This is a genomic window from Streptomyces gottesmaniae (genome assembly GCF_031845845.1).
GTDB classification, from domain to species: Bacteria; Actinomycetota; Actinomycetes; order Streptomycetales; family Streptomycetaceae; genus Streptomyces; species Streptomyces akebiae.
This window is the reverse complement of record NZ_JAVRFJ010000003.1, coordinates 24,874-42,208: the sequence shown is the minus strand read 5'-3', so window position 1 is coordinate 42,208 and position 17,335 is coordinate 24,874. Positions and strand designations below refer to the sequence as shown.

General features: G+C 70.3%; 18 protein-coding genes. 5 read left to right on the top strand and 13 right to left on the bottom strand.

What is annotated here, in order from left to right; genetic code table 11:
• Nucleotides 1-41 precede the first annotated feature (41 nt).
• The gene (locus RM704_RS04400) at nucleotides 42-482 is read right to left on the bottom strand and encodes a nuclear transport factor 2 family protein (protein ID WP_033529870.1); all 441 of its coding nucleotides are present in this window, start codon (nucleotides 480-482) and stop codon (nucleotides 42-44) included.
• 23 nt (nucleotides 483-505) lie between these two features.
• Nucleotides 506-1,282: an AfsR/SARP family transcriptional regulator gene (locus RM704_RS04395; RefSeq protein ID WP_033529871.1), complete on the bottom strand. Its 777-nt coding sequence runs from the start codon at nucleotides 1,280-1,282 to the stop codon at nucleotides 506-508.
• Nucleotides 1,283-1,501: 219 nt separating this feature from the next.
• Between RM704_RS04395 and RM704_RS04390 the strand changes: the two genes are divergently transcribed.
• Together RM704_RS04390 and RM704_RS04385 are read left to right on the top strand one after the other, a co-directional pair.
• Complete coding sequence (locus RM704_RS04390; protein WP_033529872.1) at nucleotides 1,502-2,458, top strand: 3-hydroxyacyl-CoA dehydrogenase NAD-binding domain-containing protein; 957 nt, start codon at nucleotides 1,502-1,504, stop codon at nucleotides 2,456-2,458.
• 43 nt (nucleotides 2,459-2,501) lie between these two features.
• Nucleotides 2,502-3,005, top strand: coding sequence for a flavin reductase family protein (locus RM704_RS04385; protein ID WP_033529873.1), 504 nt, complete (start codon nucleotides 2,502-2,504; stop codon nucleotides 3,003-3,005).
• A 43-nt stretch (nucleotides 3,006-3,048) separates the two neighbouring features.
• Here RM704_RS04385 and RM704_RS04380 read toward each other — a convergent pair whose 3' ends face one another.
• From RM704_RS04380 to RM704_RS04335, 10 genes are all read right to left on the bottom strand, one after another.
• Nucleotides 3,049-4,059 (bottom strand): carbohydrate kinase family protein, encoded by a 1,011-nt coding sequence (locus RM704_RS04380; protein ID WP_033529874.1) that lies wholly within the window; start codon nucleotides 4,057-4,059, stop codon nucleotides 3,049-3,051.
• Nucleotides 4,060-4,104: 45 nt separating this feature from the next.
• Nucleotides 4,105-5,067, bottom strand: coding sequence for an NAD-dependent epimerase/dehydratase family protein (locus RM704_RS04375; protein ID WP_033529875.1), 963 nt, complete (start codon nucleotides 5,065-5,067; stop codon nucleotides 4,105-4,107).
• On the bottom strand, nucleotides 5,064-5,786 hold the full coding sequence (locus RM704_RS04370; protein ID WP_033529876.1) for a class I SAM-dependent methyltransferase: 723 nt from the start codon (nucleotides 5,784-5,786) through the stop codon (nucleotides 5,064-5,066). Before RM704_RS04370 ends, RM704_RS04375 begins: the two co-directional genes overlap by 4 nt.
• A 66-nt stretch (nucleotides 5,787-5,852) precedes the next feature.
• Entirely contained in the window at nucleotides 5,853-7,274 is a 1,422-nt protein-coding gene (locus RM704_RS04365) for an NDP-hexose 2,3-dehydratase family protein (protein ID WP_052146269.1), read from the bottom strand.
• Nucleotides 7,271-8,272: a dTDP-glucose 4,6-dehydratase gene (gene rfbB / locus RM704_RS04360; RefSeq protein WP_033529877.1), complete on the bottom strand. Its 1,002-nt coding sequence runs from the start codon at nucleotides 8,270-8,272 to the stop codon at nucleotides 7,271-7,273. Before rfbB ends, RM704_RS04365 begins: the two co-directional genes overlap by 4 nt.
• Entirely contained in the window at nucleotides 8,269-9,333 is a 1,065-nt protein-coding gene (locus tag RM704_RS04355; RefSeq protein WP_033529878.1) for a glucose-1-phosphate thymidylyltransferase, read from the bottom strand. The genes rfbB and RM704_RS04355 overlap by 4 nt, the downstream gene beginning before the upstream one ends.
• 39 nt (nucleotides 9,334-9,372) lie before the next feature.
• Nucleotides 9,373-10,494, bottom strand: coding sequence for a DegT/DnrJ/EryC1/StrS family aminotransferase (locus tag RM704_RS04350; RefSeq protein ID WP_033529879.1), 1,122 nt, complete (start codon nucleotides 10,492-10,494; stop codon nucleotides 9,373-9,375).
• Nucleotides 10,495-10,557: 63 nt separating this feature from the next.
• The gene (locus RM704_RS04345; protein WP_033529880.1) at nucleotides 10,558-11,505 is read right to left on the bottom strand and encodes an aromatase/cyclase; all 948 of its coding nucleotides are present in this window, start codon (nucleotides 11,503-11,505) and stop codon (nucleotides 10,558-10,560) included.
• Between the two features lie 43 nt (nucleotides 11,506-11,548).
• Nucleotides 11,549-12,265 (bottom strand): 4'-phosphopantetheinyl transferase family protein, encoded by a 717-nt coding sequence (locus RM704_RS04340; protein WP_157856739.1) that lies wholly within the window; start codon nucleotides 12,263-12,265, stop codon nucleotides 11,549-11,551.
• Nucleotides 12,266-12,386: 121 nt separating this feature from the next.
• Nucleotides 12,387-12,662, bottom strand: a complete 276-nt coding sequence (locus RM704_RS04335; RefSeq protein WP_033529881.1) for an acyl carrier protein — start codon at nucleotides 12,660-12,662, stop codon at nucleotides 12,387-12,389.
• 717 nt (nucleotides 12,663-13,379) lie between these two features.
• Between RM704_RS04335 and RM704_RS04330 the strand changes: the two genes are divergently transcribed.
• A complete protein-coding gene (locus RM704_RS04330; protein ID WP_052146270.1) occupies nucleotides 13,380-14,009 on the top strand; it encodes a helix-turn-helix domain-containing protein in 630 nt (209 codons plus the stop codon).
• 24 nt (nucleotides 14,010-14,033) lie between these two features.
• On the opposite strand, the gene RM704_RS04325 is transcribed toward RM704_RS04330, so the two are convergent.
• Nucleotides 14,034-14,693, bottom strand: a complete 660-nt coding sequence (locus RM704_RS04325) for a TetR/AcrR family transcriptional regulator (RefSeq protein ID WP_033529882.1) — start codon at nucleotides 14,691-14,693, stop codon at nucleotides 14,034-14,036.
• 81 nt (nucleotides 14,694-14,774) lie between these two features.
• Between RM704_RS04325 and RM704_RS04320 the strand changes: the two genes are divergently transcribed.
• Both RM704_RS04320 and RM704_RS04315 read left to right on the top strand, forming a co-directional pair.
• Complete coding sequence (locus RM704_RS04320; RefSeq protein WP_033529883.1) at nucleotides 14,775-15,755, top strand: zinc-binding dehydrogenase; 981 nt, start codon at nucleotides 14,775-14,777, stop codon at nucleotides 15,753-15,755.
• Complete coding sequence (locus RM704_RS04315) at nucleotides 15,752-17,320, top strand: MFS transporter (RefSeq protein WP_052146271.1); 1,569 nt, start codon at nucleotides 15,752-15,754, stop codon at nucleotides 17,318-17,320. Before RM704_RS04320 ends, RM704_RS04315 begins: the two co-directional genes overlap by 4 nt.
• The last annotated feature ends 15 nt before the right edge of the window (nucleotides 17,321-17,335 follow it).

Genomic DNA, 17,335 nt, shown 5'->3' with positions numbered 1-17,335 from the left:
GGCTGGGACAAGGGGTGAGTGGCGCGAGGCCCGGGTGGGGCTCACGACGGCGGCAGATGATCGTGGTCGACCCGGCGGGAGCGGGTGAGCAGACGGCCGTTCTCGACGACCAGGACATCGCGGACCAGGCAGCTGGGCGCGATCTCGGGCACGCGCTCTCCGAGGCGGCTCAGAATGGCCAGCACGTAGAAGGTGGCGTGGATCGTGCCGTCGGGCTGTTCCTGGACGTTGAGCATGTTGAACCAGTGCCTTCGCTGCACAGGTTCACCCGCGAAGCGTTCCCGGTGGAATTCCTTCAGTTCCTTCGCGATGCCGGCCCGGGTGTGTGCGGCGGGCCGTCCGGGCGAGTGCCGGAATTCCCCGTCCTCCGTGAAGGTGTTCGCGTACCTGTCGAACTCACCGCTGTCGAGGGCCTGCATCTGTTCCGCGTGGAACTGCTGCACCCTGGCGTAGAGATCAGTCGCGGTCGTGGTGTCGGGCATTTCTCTCCTTCGAAAGGACGGGGTCAGGCGGCCCGTCCGGACCGCGTGACCGGGTTCAGCACCTCGTGGTGCAGCCGCTGCACCTCGGGGGACGGTTCGATCCCCAGTTCGTCGGCGAGCGAGCGCCACAGGTCGCGGTAGGCCTTGAGGGCCTCGGCGCGGCGGCCGCAGGTGCTGAGGGACTCGATGAGCTGGGCGTGGAACCACTCGTTGAGCGGGTACTGCTGGACGAGCGCGCGCAGTTCGGGGATGAGGTCGCGCTCGTTCCCCAGGAGCTTGAGGGTCTCGATGCGCCTTTCCACGGCGCGGACCCGCAGTTCTTCCAGATAGGTCCGCTGACCCGCGAGGAGCCTGCCCGTCGAGATGTTGGCCAGGGCGGGCCCGCTCCACATGTCCAGGGCGTCACCCAGGATGCGGGCAGCGGCCTCCAGCGATCCCTGGTCCGCCGCTCTCCGCCCGGACTTGACCATTTCCTCGAACTCCCGGGTGTCCAGCCGATGACCCGTCAGGTCGATGAGATAGCCGGGGTTGCGGGTGAGCAGAATCTTCTCCTCGGGCCCCGCGAGAGCCTCGGTGACGAGGGTTTTCCGGGCGTGGTAGATGTAGGTCTGCAGGGTGGTCAGGGAACTTCGCGGCGGATTGTCGCCCCACAGTTCCTCGATGAACGAGTCCACCGGAACTATTTCTTTCGGGCGGGTCAGCAGCAGTGCGAGGACCTGGCACACCTTCGGGGTCGGCGGAGTGTACGACCGACCGTCTTCCGTGATGATCTCGAATGGGCCGAGCAGATTGAATTTCACGTCTTTGACCTCGGCGTCTCGTTTTCCGGTGGGGCGGGGTTGATGTCACTGCGGGTCGCTCATCCCGTGGTGCCGGGATGAGAAGGGTGCGTCGGTCTCCCTGCGTCGTTCCGGTCGAGTACGCCTCGAGCGCGGGTCGAGCACCCGCCGAGCACGACGGCGCAGCATGCCCGCATGCGGGATCCCATGAAGGAAGACGAGAACGGGAGAACGAGAGCGATGAGCGGAACCGGCCGGCCCACCGTGGTCGTGATCGGCGCGGGGACCATCGGCCTCGGATGGATCACCCTGTTCCTGGGGCACGGGCTGAACGTGCGGGTCAACAGCCGTGCCCCCGACGCGCGGAGCGTGGTCGCCCAAGGGCTGCGCACGTTCGCCCCCACGCTCCTCGGCGGCCCGAGGGACCCCGAGGAACTCATGGAGCGCGTCAGCTTCGAACCGGATGTGGCGCGCGCGGTCGAGGATGCCGACATCGTTCAGGAGAACGCGCCGGAAGACCTGTCACTCAAGCAGGAGTTGTTCGCGACCATCGGAGCGTCCGCCCCCGACAAGGCTCTGCTGCTGTCGTCCACCTCCACGCTGCTCCCCGACGCGATGGGGGCCAGGATGGCCGACGCCGGCCGGCTGGTGGTCGGGCATCCCTTCAACTCCCCGCACATCGTCCCGCTGGTGGAGGTGGTCGGCGGTGCGGGGACGGCCGCCGAGGCGGTGGACGAGGCCGTCGGGTTCTACCGCTCGGTGGGCAAGGTCCCCGTCGTCCTGCGCAAGCCGATCGCCCGCTTCGTCGCCAACCGGCTTCAGTCGGCGCTGCTCCAGGAGAGCATCCATCTGGTCCGGGAGGGGGTGGTCACGATGGAGGAACTGGACACCGTCGTCACCCAGTCGATCGGCCTGCGGTGGTCCACGATCGGTCCCTTCCACTCGTTCCACCTCGGTGGCGGCGAGGGCGGTCTGCTGAAGTGGCTGAGCCATCTCGGCGTCGGTCTGGAGGCGAGCTGGGCCGAACTCGGGCGGCCGCGGATGACGGAGGAGACCATCGCCTCGCTCGGTGGTGAGGCCGAAGCGCTGTTCGGCGCGAAGAGCTACGCGGAGCTGGCGCAGGAGCGCGACCGCAGGCACGTCGCGGTTCTCCAGGCGCTCGATGCGGCGGCCGGGCCCTCCGGCACAGCCCGATGAACGGGCGATCGGTTCCGTGCGCGGACCGAGGAGAGGGCGCATCGTGACCGGACCGGCAGGCATCAAGCCCGTACTCGACGACCAGACGTTCAAGAACGCCCTGTCGATGCTCGCGGCGCCGTTGACGGTGGTGACGACACGGGACGAGAAGGGACGCCGGTGGGGACTCACCGCCAGCTCCGTCACTTCCGCCTCGCTCACCCCACCGTTGATCATCGTCGGCATCGCCCGTACCTCCAGTTGCTCCGCCGCGTTCGCCGAGGCGCCCGAATTCGTCATCAACGTGCTGGCCGAGCAGCACCGGGGGCTCGCCCGCAGGTTCGCCGCCAGCCGCATCGACCGGTTCCACGGTCAGGACTTCGCCGTCTGGCCCGGGTCCCGGCTGCCCTTCGTCGCGGACGCGCACGTCGCGTTCCGCTGCGAGGCGGCGGACCGGATCAGGGTCGGCGATCACGATCTGCTGGTGGGGCGGCCGACGGAGGTCTGTACGGACGGCAGCACGGCTCCCCTGTTCTGGTACCGAAGGAACTTCGGCACCCCGGCGTGACCGGGGCGTCGGCCAGGGAAGGGCACCCCTGGCCGACGCCCGCTCAGGGACTCACCGCCGAGAGCGGCACGGTGAGACGTACGGCGTCGAGCCCTGGGGCCAGGGCGGCCGCCGCGTCGGCCCCGTAGGTCTCACGCAGCCGGGCGAGGAGGTCATCGCCGGTCGCCCGGTAGTGCGGGCCCACGGACTCCAGGGCCATGGTGGCCAGCGCGGCTCCGAGCCGCGCCGCGTGCTCCCGGTCGCCGGTCCAGGCCAGGGCGGCGAGGAACCCGGCGCGGAAGGCGTCCCCGGCTCCGGTCGGCTCCCGGGGGGCGGTGGCCGGAACGGCCGCCACGTCGAGGGGGGTCAGGTCCCGGGTCAGGATCCGCGCTCCCCGCTCTCCTCGGGTGATCACCCAGGTTCCCACCTGTGCCAGCACCTGGTTCTCGGCCCATCCGGTCTTCTCCTGGACGAGATGGGCCTCGTACTCGTTGGTGAACAGATACCGCGGGCCCCTCAGCAGCGCCCGGACGTCGTCCCGGCCCATGCGGGCGAGTTGCTGGGAGGGGTCGGCGCAGAAGGGCACGCCGAGGGCGACCGCCTCACGGGTGTGGCGCAGCATCGCCGCCGGATCGTTCGGTGACACGAGGAGCAGGTCCACTCCCCCGGCCCTGGACAGCACCTGATCCAGGGCGATGTGGCGGGCCTCGCTCATGGCACCCGCGTAGAAGGTGCCGATCTGGTTGAGGTCGTCGTCGGTCGTACAGATGAACCGGGCGGTGTGCAGGGTCTCGCTGACGCGTACGGAGCCGGTGTCGACGCCGTGCGCTTCCAGCCAGCGCCCGTACTCGGCGAAGTCCTGTCCCACGGCTCCCACCAGTACGGGGCTCAGACCGAGAACGCCGAGCCCGAAGGCGATGTTCGCCGCAACACCACCTCTGCGCACGTCCAGTTCGTCCGCGAGGAAGGAGAGGGAGACCCTGTCGAGCTGTCCCTCGACGAGCTGGTCCCTGAACCTGCCGGGAAACGTCAGCAGGTGGTCGGTGGCGATGGACCCTGTCACGGCGATACGCACGCGCACTCCAGATGGTCGGGGGAAGTGGTGACTGCGGCGGCGCTCTCACACGGCACGGTCGCGAACGTCCCTCCAGTAGGACCTGACCGACTCCTCCAGGCTCCGCCTCGGCCTCCACCCCAGGAGCTCGCGGGCTGCGCCGAGGTCCACCCGGATCCAGTCCGGTTCCGTCGGGGCACCGGTCTCCAGCGGCTGCTCCACGATGCGCGCCGGCACCCCGCTCACCTCGACGAGCAGGTCCACGAGACGACGCACGGGCACCGCCTCGCCGCGGCCGATGTCGACGGCCGTGCCACTCGCCGTCGACCGGGCGGCGGCGAGGACGGCGTCGGACACGTCGCGTACGTCGACGTAGTCGCGGTGTGCCCGCAAGGGTGCGAGTTCCACGACCACCGGCTCCGCTCCGGCAGCGCCGTGCAGCAGACGCGCGGCGACCCTGCCCAGGAGGCTCACGTCCGGCGTACCGACACCCGCCACATTGGCGACGCGCAGCACGAGCCCGTCGACCGAACCCCTCGCCACCGCCTCCAGGACCGCGCGGGAGGCGGCCAGCTTCGCCTTGCCGTAGGCGGACGTCGGCTCCGGTGCCCACCGCGCGCCCACGGTGGCGCCGGGCGGGATCGGACCGTATTCCAGTACGGACCCGAGGTGGACGAGCCGGGGCCTGCGGCTCATCGAATCCGCTGCCTTGAGGAGCCGCAGGGTGGGCAGCGTGCAGATCCGTTCCATCGCGGCGTCGTCCCGGCTCCAGATGCTGCCGGTGGCGTTGACGACCACGTCGGGACGCTGTGCGTCCAGCAGGTCGGCGAGCGCCCCGGCGGGAGTCTCGGTCAGGTCCAGGGGCAGGAACCGGGTCCCGTCCGGCTCGGCCGGCGCGCGCCGCGCCACCGCCGTGACCTCCCAGCCCGTCGCACGGAAGTCGGCGCAGACCCGGCGTCCCACGAAACCGGTGCCACCCAGCACGACGACCCGCCCCTGTCCGCCCTCCACCGACGGTACGGGCGTCATATGCGTACTCCTACGAGAAAGCCGCGGGCGGAGAAGGAGCTGTCCGTCCGTTCCATGGCGAAACCGGCGCGGGTGAAGGCGGCCTCGTACCGTTCCTGGCTGAACAGCCGGCACACATGGTCCTCGGAGAACGTGCGCACCCCGCCGTCGGGGTGTGCGACGACGTAGTGGACCTGCATGCGCGAGGCCTCCTTGGACGGGGCGGCGAGCGAGGCGTGCGAAACACGCGCGACGGTGGTGTCGTCGATGGTGAACACGTCTCCGGCGACATGCCCGGGGGTGAAGGTCTCCGGACTCCACCACGGTTCCACGACCAGCACGCCGCCGGGTGTCAGATGACGGGCGAAGCAGTGCAGCGTGGCGTCGAGTTCGTCGGCCGAGTCCACGTATCCGATGGAGCCGAACAGGCAGACGGCGGCGTCGAAGCGGCGCCCGAGGTCGAAGTCGCGCATGTCGCCCCGTGTGAAGGGGACGGCGGGCAACCGTGACCGGGCGATGGTGAGCATGGCGTCCGACAGTTCCAGACCCTCGACGTGGTCGTAGCGCTCACGGAAGGCGGCGAGATGCGCTCCGGTGCCGCAGGCGATGTCGAGCAGGGAGGAGGCTCCGGGCAGCCGGTCGTCGATCAGCCGGACGACCTCGGCGGCCTCGGCTCCGAAGTCCTTGCCGCGGGCCCGGTGGAGCAGTTCGTACACCTCGGACGAGTCGTTCCCGTACATGGATGTCCTTCGCGAAGGGGGCATGGAGAAGGCTTGCGGTGAGGGAGGCGGGGCTGGACGCGCCGGTCACAGGCCCGGGACGGCGCCGGCGTTGAGGCAGGCCAGCAGGGTGCGGGCCTGGACGTTGACGTACCGCGCGTGGCCGGCCAGAGCGCCCAGTTGACCTGGGGTGATCCAGAGGTAGCCCTCGGGGGGATCCGGCGGACTGTCCGGGTCGGCCTCGACGATCAGATAGCGGCTCTCGGCGTTGAGGAACCTGCCGCCCTCCTCGGAGTGGACCGCCGCGTAGCGCGTGCGCCGCGGGTCGGCGGCCAGAATCTCGTCGAGGAACAACGGGCGGTCCGCGGCAGCGAGGTGGGCGTAGTTCTCCGGTGTGTACTGGACGGTCGGAGCGAGCTCCAGGACGTCGAGCAGACCGGCCTCCACGCGCGCGTGGACCAGCAGATGGGGCACTCCGCCTATCCGCCGGGTGAGGAAGGCGGTCACGCCCCGGCCCGTCGGCTCGATCAGTGGTTGGGTCCAGCCGGTGACCTCACGGCTCCCGGCCTCGACCGCGACGGCCACGACCCGGAAGTAGCGGCCGTCCTCCCGTTCGACGGCCCGGGGGCCACGGTGCCAGTCCCGGACCTCGTCGAGGGGCATCCGCTCGACGCGCACCTCGTGCCGGGCGCGTTGGGCGGTGATCCAGGACAGCAGTTCGAGGTCGGTATGCAGCGCCGGGGCCCGGGAGTCGTCGGAGCGTGGTGTCGGCAGACCCGCCAGAACCGTGCGCGCGTCCATGTTGACGACGTTGTCGGCGTGCAGCAGCTCGCCGATCTGTCCGAGGGTCAGCCAGCGGAAGTCGTCGTGCGGCTGCACCTCCTCGTCGGTCTCCACCAGCATGTTCCGGTTGGCCTTGCGCAGGAACCAGGAGCCGTGTTCGGACTGGAGCACATCGGCGAGTACCTGCCCGGGGCGCGCCTGGGTGAAGTACCGCAGGTACCGCACGTTCGCGCCCTTGTGCACCCCGGTGTAGTTGCTGCGGGTGGCCTGAACGGTCGGGGACAGCTGGAGGAGGTTGCGGTTGCCCGGCTCCATCTTGGCCTGCATCAGGAAGTGCAGGACGCCGTCGATCTCCTTGGCCAGGATGCCCAGGATGCCGACCTCGTTCTGGTGGATGATCGGCTGCTGCCACTGCCGGAGGGGGTCGTGGCCGACGGCGACCCGCAGACCCTCGACCGTGAAGAAGCGGCCGCTGCGGTGGACGAGGTTTCCGGTGCTCCGCTCGAACGACCAGCCGTCCAGGTCGGCGAAGGGGATCCTCTCCACGCGGAAGCTGTGCGCCCGTCGGCGGGCGGCCAGCCAGGCGGACACCTCCGACGTACGCAGTCGGGCGCCGTCCCGGGCGGCGGCGGACCGGGCAAGCCGTGTCGGCAGGTCCGCGTCCGTGCGACGGCGCAGCGGGGTGCCGGCGGCCGTGGTCGCGGCCCTGCCCGTGCGTACGCTCATGTGGTCATCGCCCGGCCCGGACCGGACTGCGAACGGTGCTTGACCGGCTTCCACCACTGTGGGTTCTCGCGATACCAGGCGACCGTCTCGGCCAGGCCCCGGTCGAAGGGGACCCGGGGCTCGTACCCGAGCTGATCCCGGATCTTGGTGTCGTCCAGGGCGTAGCGCAGGTCGTGTCCCTTGCGGTCGGCCACCGGACGGATCATCGACTCGTCGGCCCCGCACAGTTCGAGGATCCGGTGCGTGAGCGAGAGATTGGTGATCTCGTTCCCACCACCGACGTTGTAGGTCTCACCGGCGCCGCCGCCGGTGAGCACCAGCTGCACGGCCCGGCAGTGGTCGTCGACGTGCAGCCATTCACGGACGTTCCGTCCGTCGCCGTACAGCGGAAGGGGGATCCCCTCCAGCAGGTTGGTGACGAACAGCGGGACGAGCTTCTCGGGGTGCTGGTAGGCGCCGTAATTGTTCGAGCACCGGGTGATGGACACGTCGAGCCGGTGGGTGCGCCAGTACGAGCGGGCCACCAGGTCGGCGCCCGCCTTCGACGCCGCGTAGGGAGAGTTCGGCCGCAGCGGCCAGTCCTCCGTCCAGGAACCCACGTCGATGGAGCCGTAGACCTCGTCGGTCGAGACGTGCACGGCCCTGCCGACGCCGCTCTCCACACAGGCGTCGAGAACGGTCTGGGTGCCGCCCACGTTCGTGCGGACGAACTCGGCGGCGGACTCCACTGAGCGGTCCACATGCGACTCGGCGGCGAAGTGGACCAGGGCGTCGTGTCCGGGGAACACATCGAGCAGCAGCGGGAGATCGCATATGTCGCCGTGCACGAAGTCGAGGCGCGGATGGTCCGCCGGGAGGCTGTCGCGGTTGCCGGCGTAGCTGAGCTTGTCGACGACGGTGACCCGTGCGTCCTCGAAGCCCTGGTAGCGGCCCGCCAGCAGCGAACGCACATAGTGCGATCCGATGAATCCGGCGCCGCCGGTCACCAGCACTCTCATGCCGCCACCTCGACACGGGTGTGGTCGCCGACGACGAGCCGGTGCCCTTCGCCCTCGGCTCCGGTGTCGACTACGGCGTTGCGGCCGATGAGGGAGCCGCGCAGCCCCGTGACGGCGGTGATCGAGGCGCCGTCCATCACGATGGAGTCCATGAGTGTGGTGCGGCGCAGGGTGCAGTCGCGGCCGACGGAGGTGTTGGGGCCGATGGCGCTGTCCTCGACCAGCGTTCCGGCTCCTATGACAGCGGGGCCGGCGATCCGGGAGCGCACGACCCGCGCTCCGGCCTCGACCACGACCCGGCCCGTGAGTTCGCTGGCCCCGTCGAGCGTTCCGTCGGCCCGTGCGCTCAGCGCGCCCAGCAACTGCCGGTTGCAGTCCAGCACTTCCTCGGCACGGCCGGTGTCCCTCCAGTAGCCGTCGTACTCGCTGGCCGTGACCCGGGCCCGGTGGGTGACGAGCCACTGGACCGCGTCGGTGATCTCCAACTCGCCGCGTTCCCCGGGCTCGATGGCGGCCACGGCCCGGTGGATGGCCGCGGTGAAGAAGTACACCCCGATGAGGGCGAGGTCGCTCTGTGGCTGGAGGGGTTTCTCCACCAGCCGCCGCACGACCCCGTCGGGCGCCAGCTCGGCTACACCGAAGGCCCGTGGATCGCTGACCTTGTGCACCACGATGTGGGCCTCGGGACGCCGGGCGGCGAAGTCGGCCGCGATGTCGACGACACCGCCGGGCAGCATGTTGTCCCCGAGGTACATGACGAAGTCGTCGTCTCCCAGGAAGGGCCGCGCGATGGCCACGCAGTGGGCGAGGCCGAGCGGCTTGTCCTGCGGGATCAGCGTGACGCGCAGTCCGAAGCGCGAACCGTCGCCGATCGCCTCGGAGATCTCCTGCGCCCAGTCGCCGACGATGACGCCGACCTCGGTCACGCCCACGTCCCGGATGTTCTCCAGGACGTGTTCGAGCACGGGTTTGTTCGCGATCGGTATCAGTTGCTTGGGCATCGAATAGCTGAAGGGGCGCAGGCGGGTACCTGCCCCGCCGGCCAGAACCAGAGCCTTCATGCGGAGTCCTCTCTCACATCGGTGCGTGGCTCGTGGGTGTCAGATCGTGGCGAGGACGTCCCTCAGAGCGGAGATCACCTTGTCCTGGAGGTCTTGGGGAAGCGAGGGGTACATCGGCAGGGAGAAGATCTCCCCGGCCAGCCTCTCGGTGACGGGCAGCGAACCCTTGCCGTACCCCAGGTGCCGGAATCCGGTCATCGTGTGCACCGGCCACGGGTAGCTGATGTTCAGTGCGATGCCGTAGGCCTTGAGCCGCTCGATGATCTCGTCGCGGCGCGGATGCCGTACGACGTAGACGTAGTGGACGTGCTCGTTGCCATCGTTGGTGGACGGCAGGAGCAGGCCGCCGGGTGCGACGAGGTCCCGCAGCCCTTCCTCGTAGCGCCGGGCCACGGTGCGCCGGGCCGCGATGTAGGCGTCGAGCCGTCGGAGTTTGCGGCGGAGGATCTCGGCCTGCACCTCGTCGAGCCGGGAGTTGTGCCCGGGCGTCTGGACGACGTAGTAGACGTCCTCCATGCCGTAGTAGCGAAGCCGCCGCAGATCCGCGTCGACGGCGGCGTCCCCGGTGACGACCGCACCGCCGTCGCCGTACGCGCCCAGGACCTTGGTGGGGTAGAAGGAGAAGGCGGCGGCATCGCCCATGGTGCCCGCCATGCTGCCGTGGTGCCGGGCACCGTGCGCCTGGGCGCAGTCTTCGACGATCTTCAGCCCGTGGCGCTCGGCGAGGTCCTTCAGCGGAGCCATGTCGACGCACTGCCCGTACAGATGCACCGGCAGCAGGGCCTTGGTCCGTGGGGTGATCGCGGCTGCCACCTGGGCGGTGTCCATGAGGAAGTCCTCCTCACGGATGTCCACGAAGACGGGGGTCGCGCCGGCCCCGTCGATCGCCACGACGGTGGGCGCCGCGGTGTTGGACACGGTGACGACCTCGTCACCGGGGCCGACCCCGACCGCCTGGAGAGCGAGTTTCACGGCGTTGGTGCCGTTGTCGACGCCCACGCAGTGGGGGAGCCCGTGGTATCCGGCGAACTCCTCCTCGAAGCCCTGGACGGACGCCCCCAGAACCAGCCGGCCGGAGCGGAAGACCGTCTCCACCGCGTCGGCGATGTCCTCGCGCTCGGCCTCGTACTCCGGGAGGTAGTCCCAGACGTAGGTGGTCATAGTGCTCCTTCTGCAGTACCGAATCCGAATACGGGTGGTGCCGCCGTCCGCCGCAGGGGCGCGTCAGCGGCGTGCCGCGGCGTACTTCCGGGCGTGGTCGAGGGTGGCCAGGCTGTTGGCGCCCAGGGCCTCGCGCAGGAAGCGGCGCGCCTCGGGCAGGCCGGAGCCCTTTCCGAGCGCCGAGGCGATGTTGCGCGGCTCGACCTCGGCCGAGTGCCGTGCGGTGACGACGGTGGCGCCGGTCCCGTCCTCCTCGAACCGCCACTCACCGGTGTGCATGGACATGAGCGGCGGCAGGGTGGTCTGTTTGTAGACGATCCGCTGGTACGGGAAGCAGACGCGCACGGACTCCGTGGTGTGCGGGCTGCCGTCCTTGGTGAGCGTGTCCATGGCCAGGATCTGCACCCCGGGGCCGACGTCCGTCAGCGACACGGCGGTGACGTGCGGAAGCCGGTCGGCCCAGTGCTGGGCCTCGTTGATGAAGTCGTAGACGTCCTTCGCCGGTCCGTCGACGCGCACGGTGTCCTCGAAGGTGATGAACGTGTCAGCGGTCGCGGTCCCGAGTTCGGCATGGCGTTTGAGAGCCGCGAGTTCCGAACGGCTGTTGGCGTCCACGGCGCGCTCGATCCAGCGCAGGGTCTCGACGTCCTCGTCGACGGCCCTGAAGTCGTGCAGGAGCCGTACCCGGCACTCCTGCGGCCCCGTGGGCTCGATGATCCAGGCCCCGCCCATCGCCGCGAACGGAGGGCTGGGGATCTCCTGCCGGAAATCGACGCGCAGCGCGCCACGGTCGAGTGTGCGTCTGGATGTCCACTGCTTCACCTGCCCGTCGACCGTGGCCCAGACGCGGATGCGCTCCTCGGTCCCGCCTCGCTCGACGTGGTCGACGTGGACGGAGGGCGGGAAGATCGAAGGCCAGTTGCCGACCTCGACGATCAGGTCGTAGAGCCGTTCGGCCGTGGCGAGCACGGTGATCTCGTGCGAGGTCGCCCGGCTGGTGTGCGGGGTCATGCTCACTCCCTTGTTGGGCGTTCGACGTTCGGCGTGCCGGGCGTCACTCGGCGGGGGCCTCCTCGTGCAGGAAGGACGCGGAACGCTCACGCAGTTCCACCGGACCGATCTCCTCCGACCGGACCGCCACCGCGGCCGCGTACGCCCTGTCCCCGGCCAGGTCCAGATCGATGACGGTCCATCCCCTGGGCCGGCCGGGGGCGCCGACGCCGAGGTAGTCGGCCGCCGCCCCGTGGACGAGACCCGCTCCCGTTCCCTTGAGATACGCCTCCTTGCGCGCCCACAGACGTACGAAGGCGTTCGGCCGCGCGCTCTCGGGAAGCCCCTGGAGTTCCGCCCGTTCGGTGGGATGAACGGCGGGCAGGCAGGCATCGACGGTGTCGCCGCCGGACGCCCGCTGGACATCGGCACCCACCGCGGTGGAGGCGACGGCGATGACGACCAGCCCATGCCTGTGCGAGAGGGAGAAACGCACGGGCGGTGGATAGTCGGCGAGTTCGGGTCTCCCGTGGGGGCCGCCGCAGCGAGTGCACGGCACACGCCTGAACCGGACGCGGCCGGGGGTCGTGCCGGTGTGGCGTGCGAGGACCCGCCGGAGCGCGATGCGGGCCGAGAGATAGCGGAGCCGGTCGCCCAGGTGGACGAACCGGTCCGCCTGCCGGCGTTCCGCGTGATCCAGTTCCGCGAGGGCGAGCGGTGTGTCACCGGGCCCCGGCATCTGTGGCCGTACCAGCCACACTTCCAGGCGTGTCCGGGTCACGAGGCGTCGCCCGTCGCGGCCGGGAGGAGCACCACCCCGCCGCGGCACCGCGGCTGCGCGGGGCGGCCGCGGCGGCGTGCGGGCGCGGTGGGGGCGCACCGCGTCGAGGCCACCGACGCCCTCAGCCGGTCGGCGTGGAACGCAGTTGGGCGTTCACGGCCTCGATCAGCGCGCGAGGGGTGGCGACCTCGGTGAGTGTCTCGTCGGCGAGTTTGATCCGGAACTCGCGTTCTATACGGCCACCGGTCTCCAACCTCGCCAGCGAGTCGTACCCGAGGTCCTCGAAGTCGAGATCGAGTATGTTCCCCTCGAGGTCGACGTTTTCGTCCGCACCGGCCCCTTCTCGCAGAATTCTCCTCAGGTCACCCACGTCGAAGGTTTTGACTTCGGAAGACATATTCGTCCTTTCACGGGTTCGGATGGGGCTGCTTTTCCCCGGGGGGTCGCCTCTCCCCGGCGCACGTCCTCCTGCGGCGCCCGTACTGCCGACGGAGCCGCACCGCACTTCTCTGAACTGGGGATACGCCGGAACCGAGAGGCCTACGCCTCGCGCCGCCCGCATCGGCTCACCGAGGGGCCGGGGGCTGGGCACATTCCTGTGGAACGTAGCCAACAGCTTCTTCGCCGCACCGCCCCGACGTCAAGCCATCACTTAAAAGTTACCAACAAGAGCATGTCAAGCGAATGTTAAGTCGACAGAATCACGACAATAAGGGGACGCCGACGGATCCACGGCACCGGAATCCTCTTGCCCCTTCCACCCATGCCTTTTAGGCTTCCAGCGCCGGCCAAGTGGAACGAGCGGAATCCATACGGGAGGAAAGCGGACATGAATTCCGGCGGGGGTCGCACAACCCGGTCACCTCATCCTTGCGCGGGCCCCGGGTGCCGGCGGCGACAGGGCGCAGCACCCGGACGAAGGAGAAGAGCGGCGGACGGGTCCGTCCTCTGCGCGGACTGCCGCGAGGAGTTCCTCGCCGACCTCCGCCGGCTTCCGTCGCTCTACCGGGCTTGCGGGCACGCCCTCGACGGCAGCGGGACGGTGAGCGGTCCACGCGAGCGCACCTCAGGGGGGTCATCGCCCGGCATACCCCTCAACACCGCCGCGGCGGAGGTGCGTTCGGAGATTCTCGCGCTTCTCGGTTCATGGGCCGGCCTGGTCGCCGAGAGCCGCCGGCTGCCGCCTCCCCCGCGCACGGTGGAGGGCCTGACGGCTTTCCTGCTGCGGCACGCGGGGTGGCTCATCACCCACGGCGCCGTCCGGGACGCCTCGCACGAGATCGCGCGGCTGACTCGTCGTGCCGCCCGGGTGTCGGAGCCGGCGGGCCGTCGCCTGATCACCGTCGGCAGGTGCCCGGAACCCGGATGCGCGGGGGCGTTGCAGGCGCCGATCCGTCCGGACGCCGATGAGCCCCCGGTGGAGGTGCGCTGCCGCACGGAGTCGGCTCATCGCTGGGCCGGACACGAACTGATACTGCTCAAGAGCCGGATGCGGTCGGACCACACCGTTGTTCCCGCCCCCTCGGGATCGCCCCCGCCGACGGCGCGGCGCGGCGCGTACGCGGCTTCGACCGTGTGGCTCACGGCCTCCGACATCACCCGGCTGTGGGGTGTGCCGTCGGGCAGCGTCTACCGGCTCGCCAGTCAGCGCGACTGGCGGCGCCGCAGCCATGGTGGCCGTACGCGCTATCACGAGACCGATGTGGTCAGGGCGTTGGGCGGGCTGGAGCCCCGCTCCGCCTGAGCGTCGGGCCCCCGGGCCGTGGGCTCACTGCCCGGGGGCGTGCTCCCAGCGCTCGGCGAGCAGATCGGCACCGGGCACCCGCCCCGGCAGCGGTGGGTGCCCCGCCCGCAGGCCGTCGAGGGCGATGGCGATGGTGCGGTCGCGGGCGTTCGCGGCTTCGCCGGCCAGACCCTCGGCGCCCCGCTCCTCGAACTGGTCCACCAGCGAGGACCTGCCGAGTTGCTCGATGAGGAGCGAGATGTCCACCGCCATGGCGTCCGCGCGGAGCACGCCCGCCTCGTGCGCGCGGGCCACCAGCGCCTGCATCAATTGGTCGGACCTGGTGAACTTCTCCGCCATCTCGTCGGTGACGGAGATCGTGCCGGCCAGTGGCCCGAGCGCGCCGCCGCCGAACTCGATGGTCGCGGTGACGTAGTGGACGAGCCCTTCCCAGGGGTCGTCGTGCTCCAGGCCTCGTTCCGCCGCCTCGATCCACCGCCCGAGCGAGAGCACGCACAGGTGCTGGAAGAGCTCCTCCTTGGTGCGGTAACGCCGGTAGAGGCTGGCGATACCCACTCCCGCGCGAGCGGCGATCGACGCCACCGAGGCATGGACACCGTCCCTGGCGAGCACCTTCCTGGCGGCTTCCAGCAGGGCGCGGTCGTTGCGTTCGGCTTCTGCGTGCCGGGGTGCTTTTCGAGCCATGCGGCCCACCCTAACCGCTTGCGAAGCGAATCGCTCCGTTATAGTTTTCAAACGAAGCGAAACTATCCGTTTGGAGGAACCGTGCTGTCCGTGGTGATGGAGGAGTTCGGAGGACCTGAAGTCCTGCGCGTCCAGCAGGTCGAGGATCCCGTCCCCGGCCCCGGGCAGGTACTCGTCGAGGTCGCGTACGCGAGTGTCACGTTCGTCGAGACCCAGGTCCGTTCCGGCAACGGCCCCTTCGGCAAGCCGCCGTTGCCCCGGGTACCGGGCAACGGCGTGGGCGGCCGTGTCGTCGCCGTCGGTCCCGATGTGGACCCGGCCCTGACGGGCACCGTCGTGGTCACCACCACGGGCGGCGAGGGCGGGTACGCCGAACTCGCCCTGGCGCGGGCCGAGGAGGCGGTCCCGGTCCCCCCGGGCGTGGACCTCAAGGACGCGGTCGCGCTGCTGGCCGACGGACGCACAGCGCTGCTGCTGTTCAAGCAGGCGGAGATCAAACCGGGTGAGCGCGTCCTGGTCGAGGCGGCCGCCGGCGGCGTGGGAAGTCTTCTCCTCCAGCTGACGGTCGGCGCGGGCGCGCGGGTGATCGGTGCGGCCCGGGGAGCCCACAAGGCCGAGCTCATCACCTCGCTGGGCGCTGCCTTCGTCGACTACTCCGAGCCCGACTGGCTCCAGCGGGTCCGGGACTCGGCCGACGGCAGTCTCGACGTCGTGTTCGACGGTGTCGGCGGTGCGATCGGCACCGACGCCGCCGGGGCTCTGGGGCCCGGTGGCCGGATCAGCGTGTACGGGATGGCCAGCGGCGCGGACGCCGACCTCGACACCCAGCAGTTGGACGAGCGGTCGATCCGGGTCCTCGGACTGTTCTCGGCACCGAGCCCGGCCGAGACCCACGCCCTCATCGGAGAGGCGCTGCGCCTCGCGGCGGACGGCGCACTGCGGCCGATCGTGGGCCAGACCTACGCACTCTCCGAGGTCGCTGCGGCCCACGCGGCGATCGAGAGCCGCTCCACCGTCGGCAAGACGCTGCTCGTCGCCGGTCCGAACGGCGGCACCCGATGAGTTCCCGGGCGCTTGAGCCACCGGAGCGGGCCGGCGCCCGCGAGTGGATCGCACTCGCCGTCCTGGGTGTTCCGGCCGTTCTGGTCATGATGAACATGTCGGTGCTCTACCTGGCGCTGCCGACCCTCAGCAAGGATCTGGATCCCAGCGCGAGCCAACTGCTGTGGATCACCGACATCTACGGGTTCATGGTCGCGGGCTCCCTGATCACCATGGGCACGCTGGGCGACCGGCTCGGGCACCGGCGGATCCTGCTGATCGGCGCCGTGGCCTTCACCGCCGCTTCGGTGCTCGCCGCGTACTCCACCAGCGCCGGCATGCTCATCGCCGCGCGCGCCGTCCAGGGCGTCGCCGCCGCCTCGCTGGCGCCGTCCTCGCTCTCGGTCATTCGGAACATGTTCCGGGATCCGGGACAGCGCACGCTCGCCATCACGATCTGGATGATGAGCTTCATGGGCGGCGGGGCGCTCGGCCCCCTCGTCGGCGGGGCACTGCTCCACTTCTTCTGGTGGGGGGCGGTCTTCCTCGTCGCCGTCCCCACCATGGCCCTGCTGCTCGCCACGGGCCCGTTCCTCATGCCCGAGTTCCGCTCCGGGGACTCCGGCCGGCTGGACCTGACCAGTGTGGCGATGTCCCTGTTGACGCCGCTCGCGATCGTGTACGGGATCAAGAGCCTGGCCGTCGACGGCTTCGGACCGACCTCCCTGGGCTGTATCGCCGTCGGACTGGTGGTCGGCGCGGCGTTCGTGCGCCGCCAGCGACGGCTCACCTCACCGCTGCTCGATCTGGGCCTCTTCCGCATCCCCTCCTTCGCGGTCTCGGCCGGAGGCATGGTGGTGGTCGGTGTGCTGCTCTTCGGCACCAGCCTGCTCACCTCGCAGTACCTCCAACTGGTGCTGGGGCTGAGCCCCTTGGAGGCGGGGCTGTGGCAGCTGCCCAGCGCGGTGAGCGGGACCGTCGTGGCACTGTGGGTGTCCGGTCTGGCCGCCCGGTTCCATCCGGCGGTGCTCATGAGCGCGGGAGCGGCCTTCGCCGTCCTCGGGCCGGTCATGCTCACCCAGGTGGACCGGAGTCCGGGCGTCCTGGTGGCCGGGTCGGTGCTGCTGTTCGCCGGTCTGACGCCGTTCATGGCCCTGGGCACCGGCCTGGTCGTGGGGGCCGCACCGCCGGAGCGCGCCGGGGCCGCGTCCGCCATATCCGAGACGGGCGCGGAGCTCGGCGGTGCCCTGGGCATCGCGATCCTGGGCAGCGTCGCCACCGCCGTCTACGGCGGCTACATGGCCGACCACACGCCCAAGGGCATACCGTCCGACCTCGCCGGATCCGCCCACGAGACGCTGGCCGGGGCGCTGGAGGCCGCCCAGCGGCTTCCCGGAGAGCAGGGAGCCGCGCTGGCGGAGACCGCACGAGACGCGTTCACCCAGAGCGTCCATGTGCACGGTTTCATCCTGATCCCGCTCCTCGTGGCCCTGGCGCTCCTGACTCTGACACTCCGCCGCCGCCACCAGCCGGAGGAGGCCGTCCGGACCGATCAGGCAGCGGCCCCCGCCCCGGTCACTGACTGAAAGGAACGACTCCTC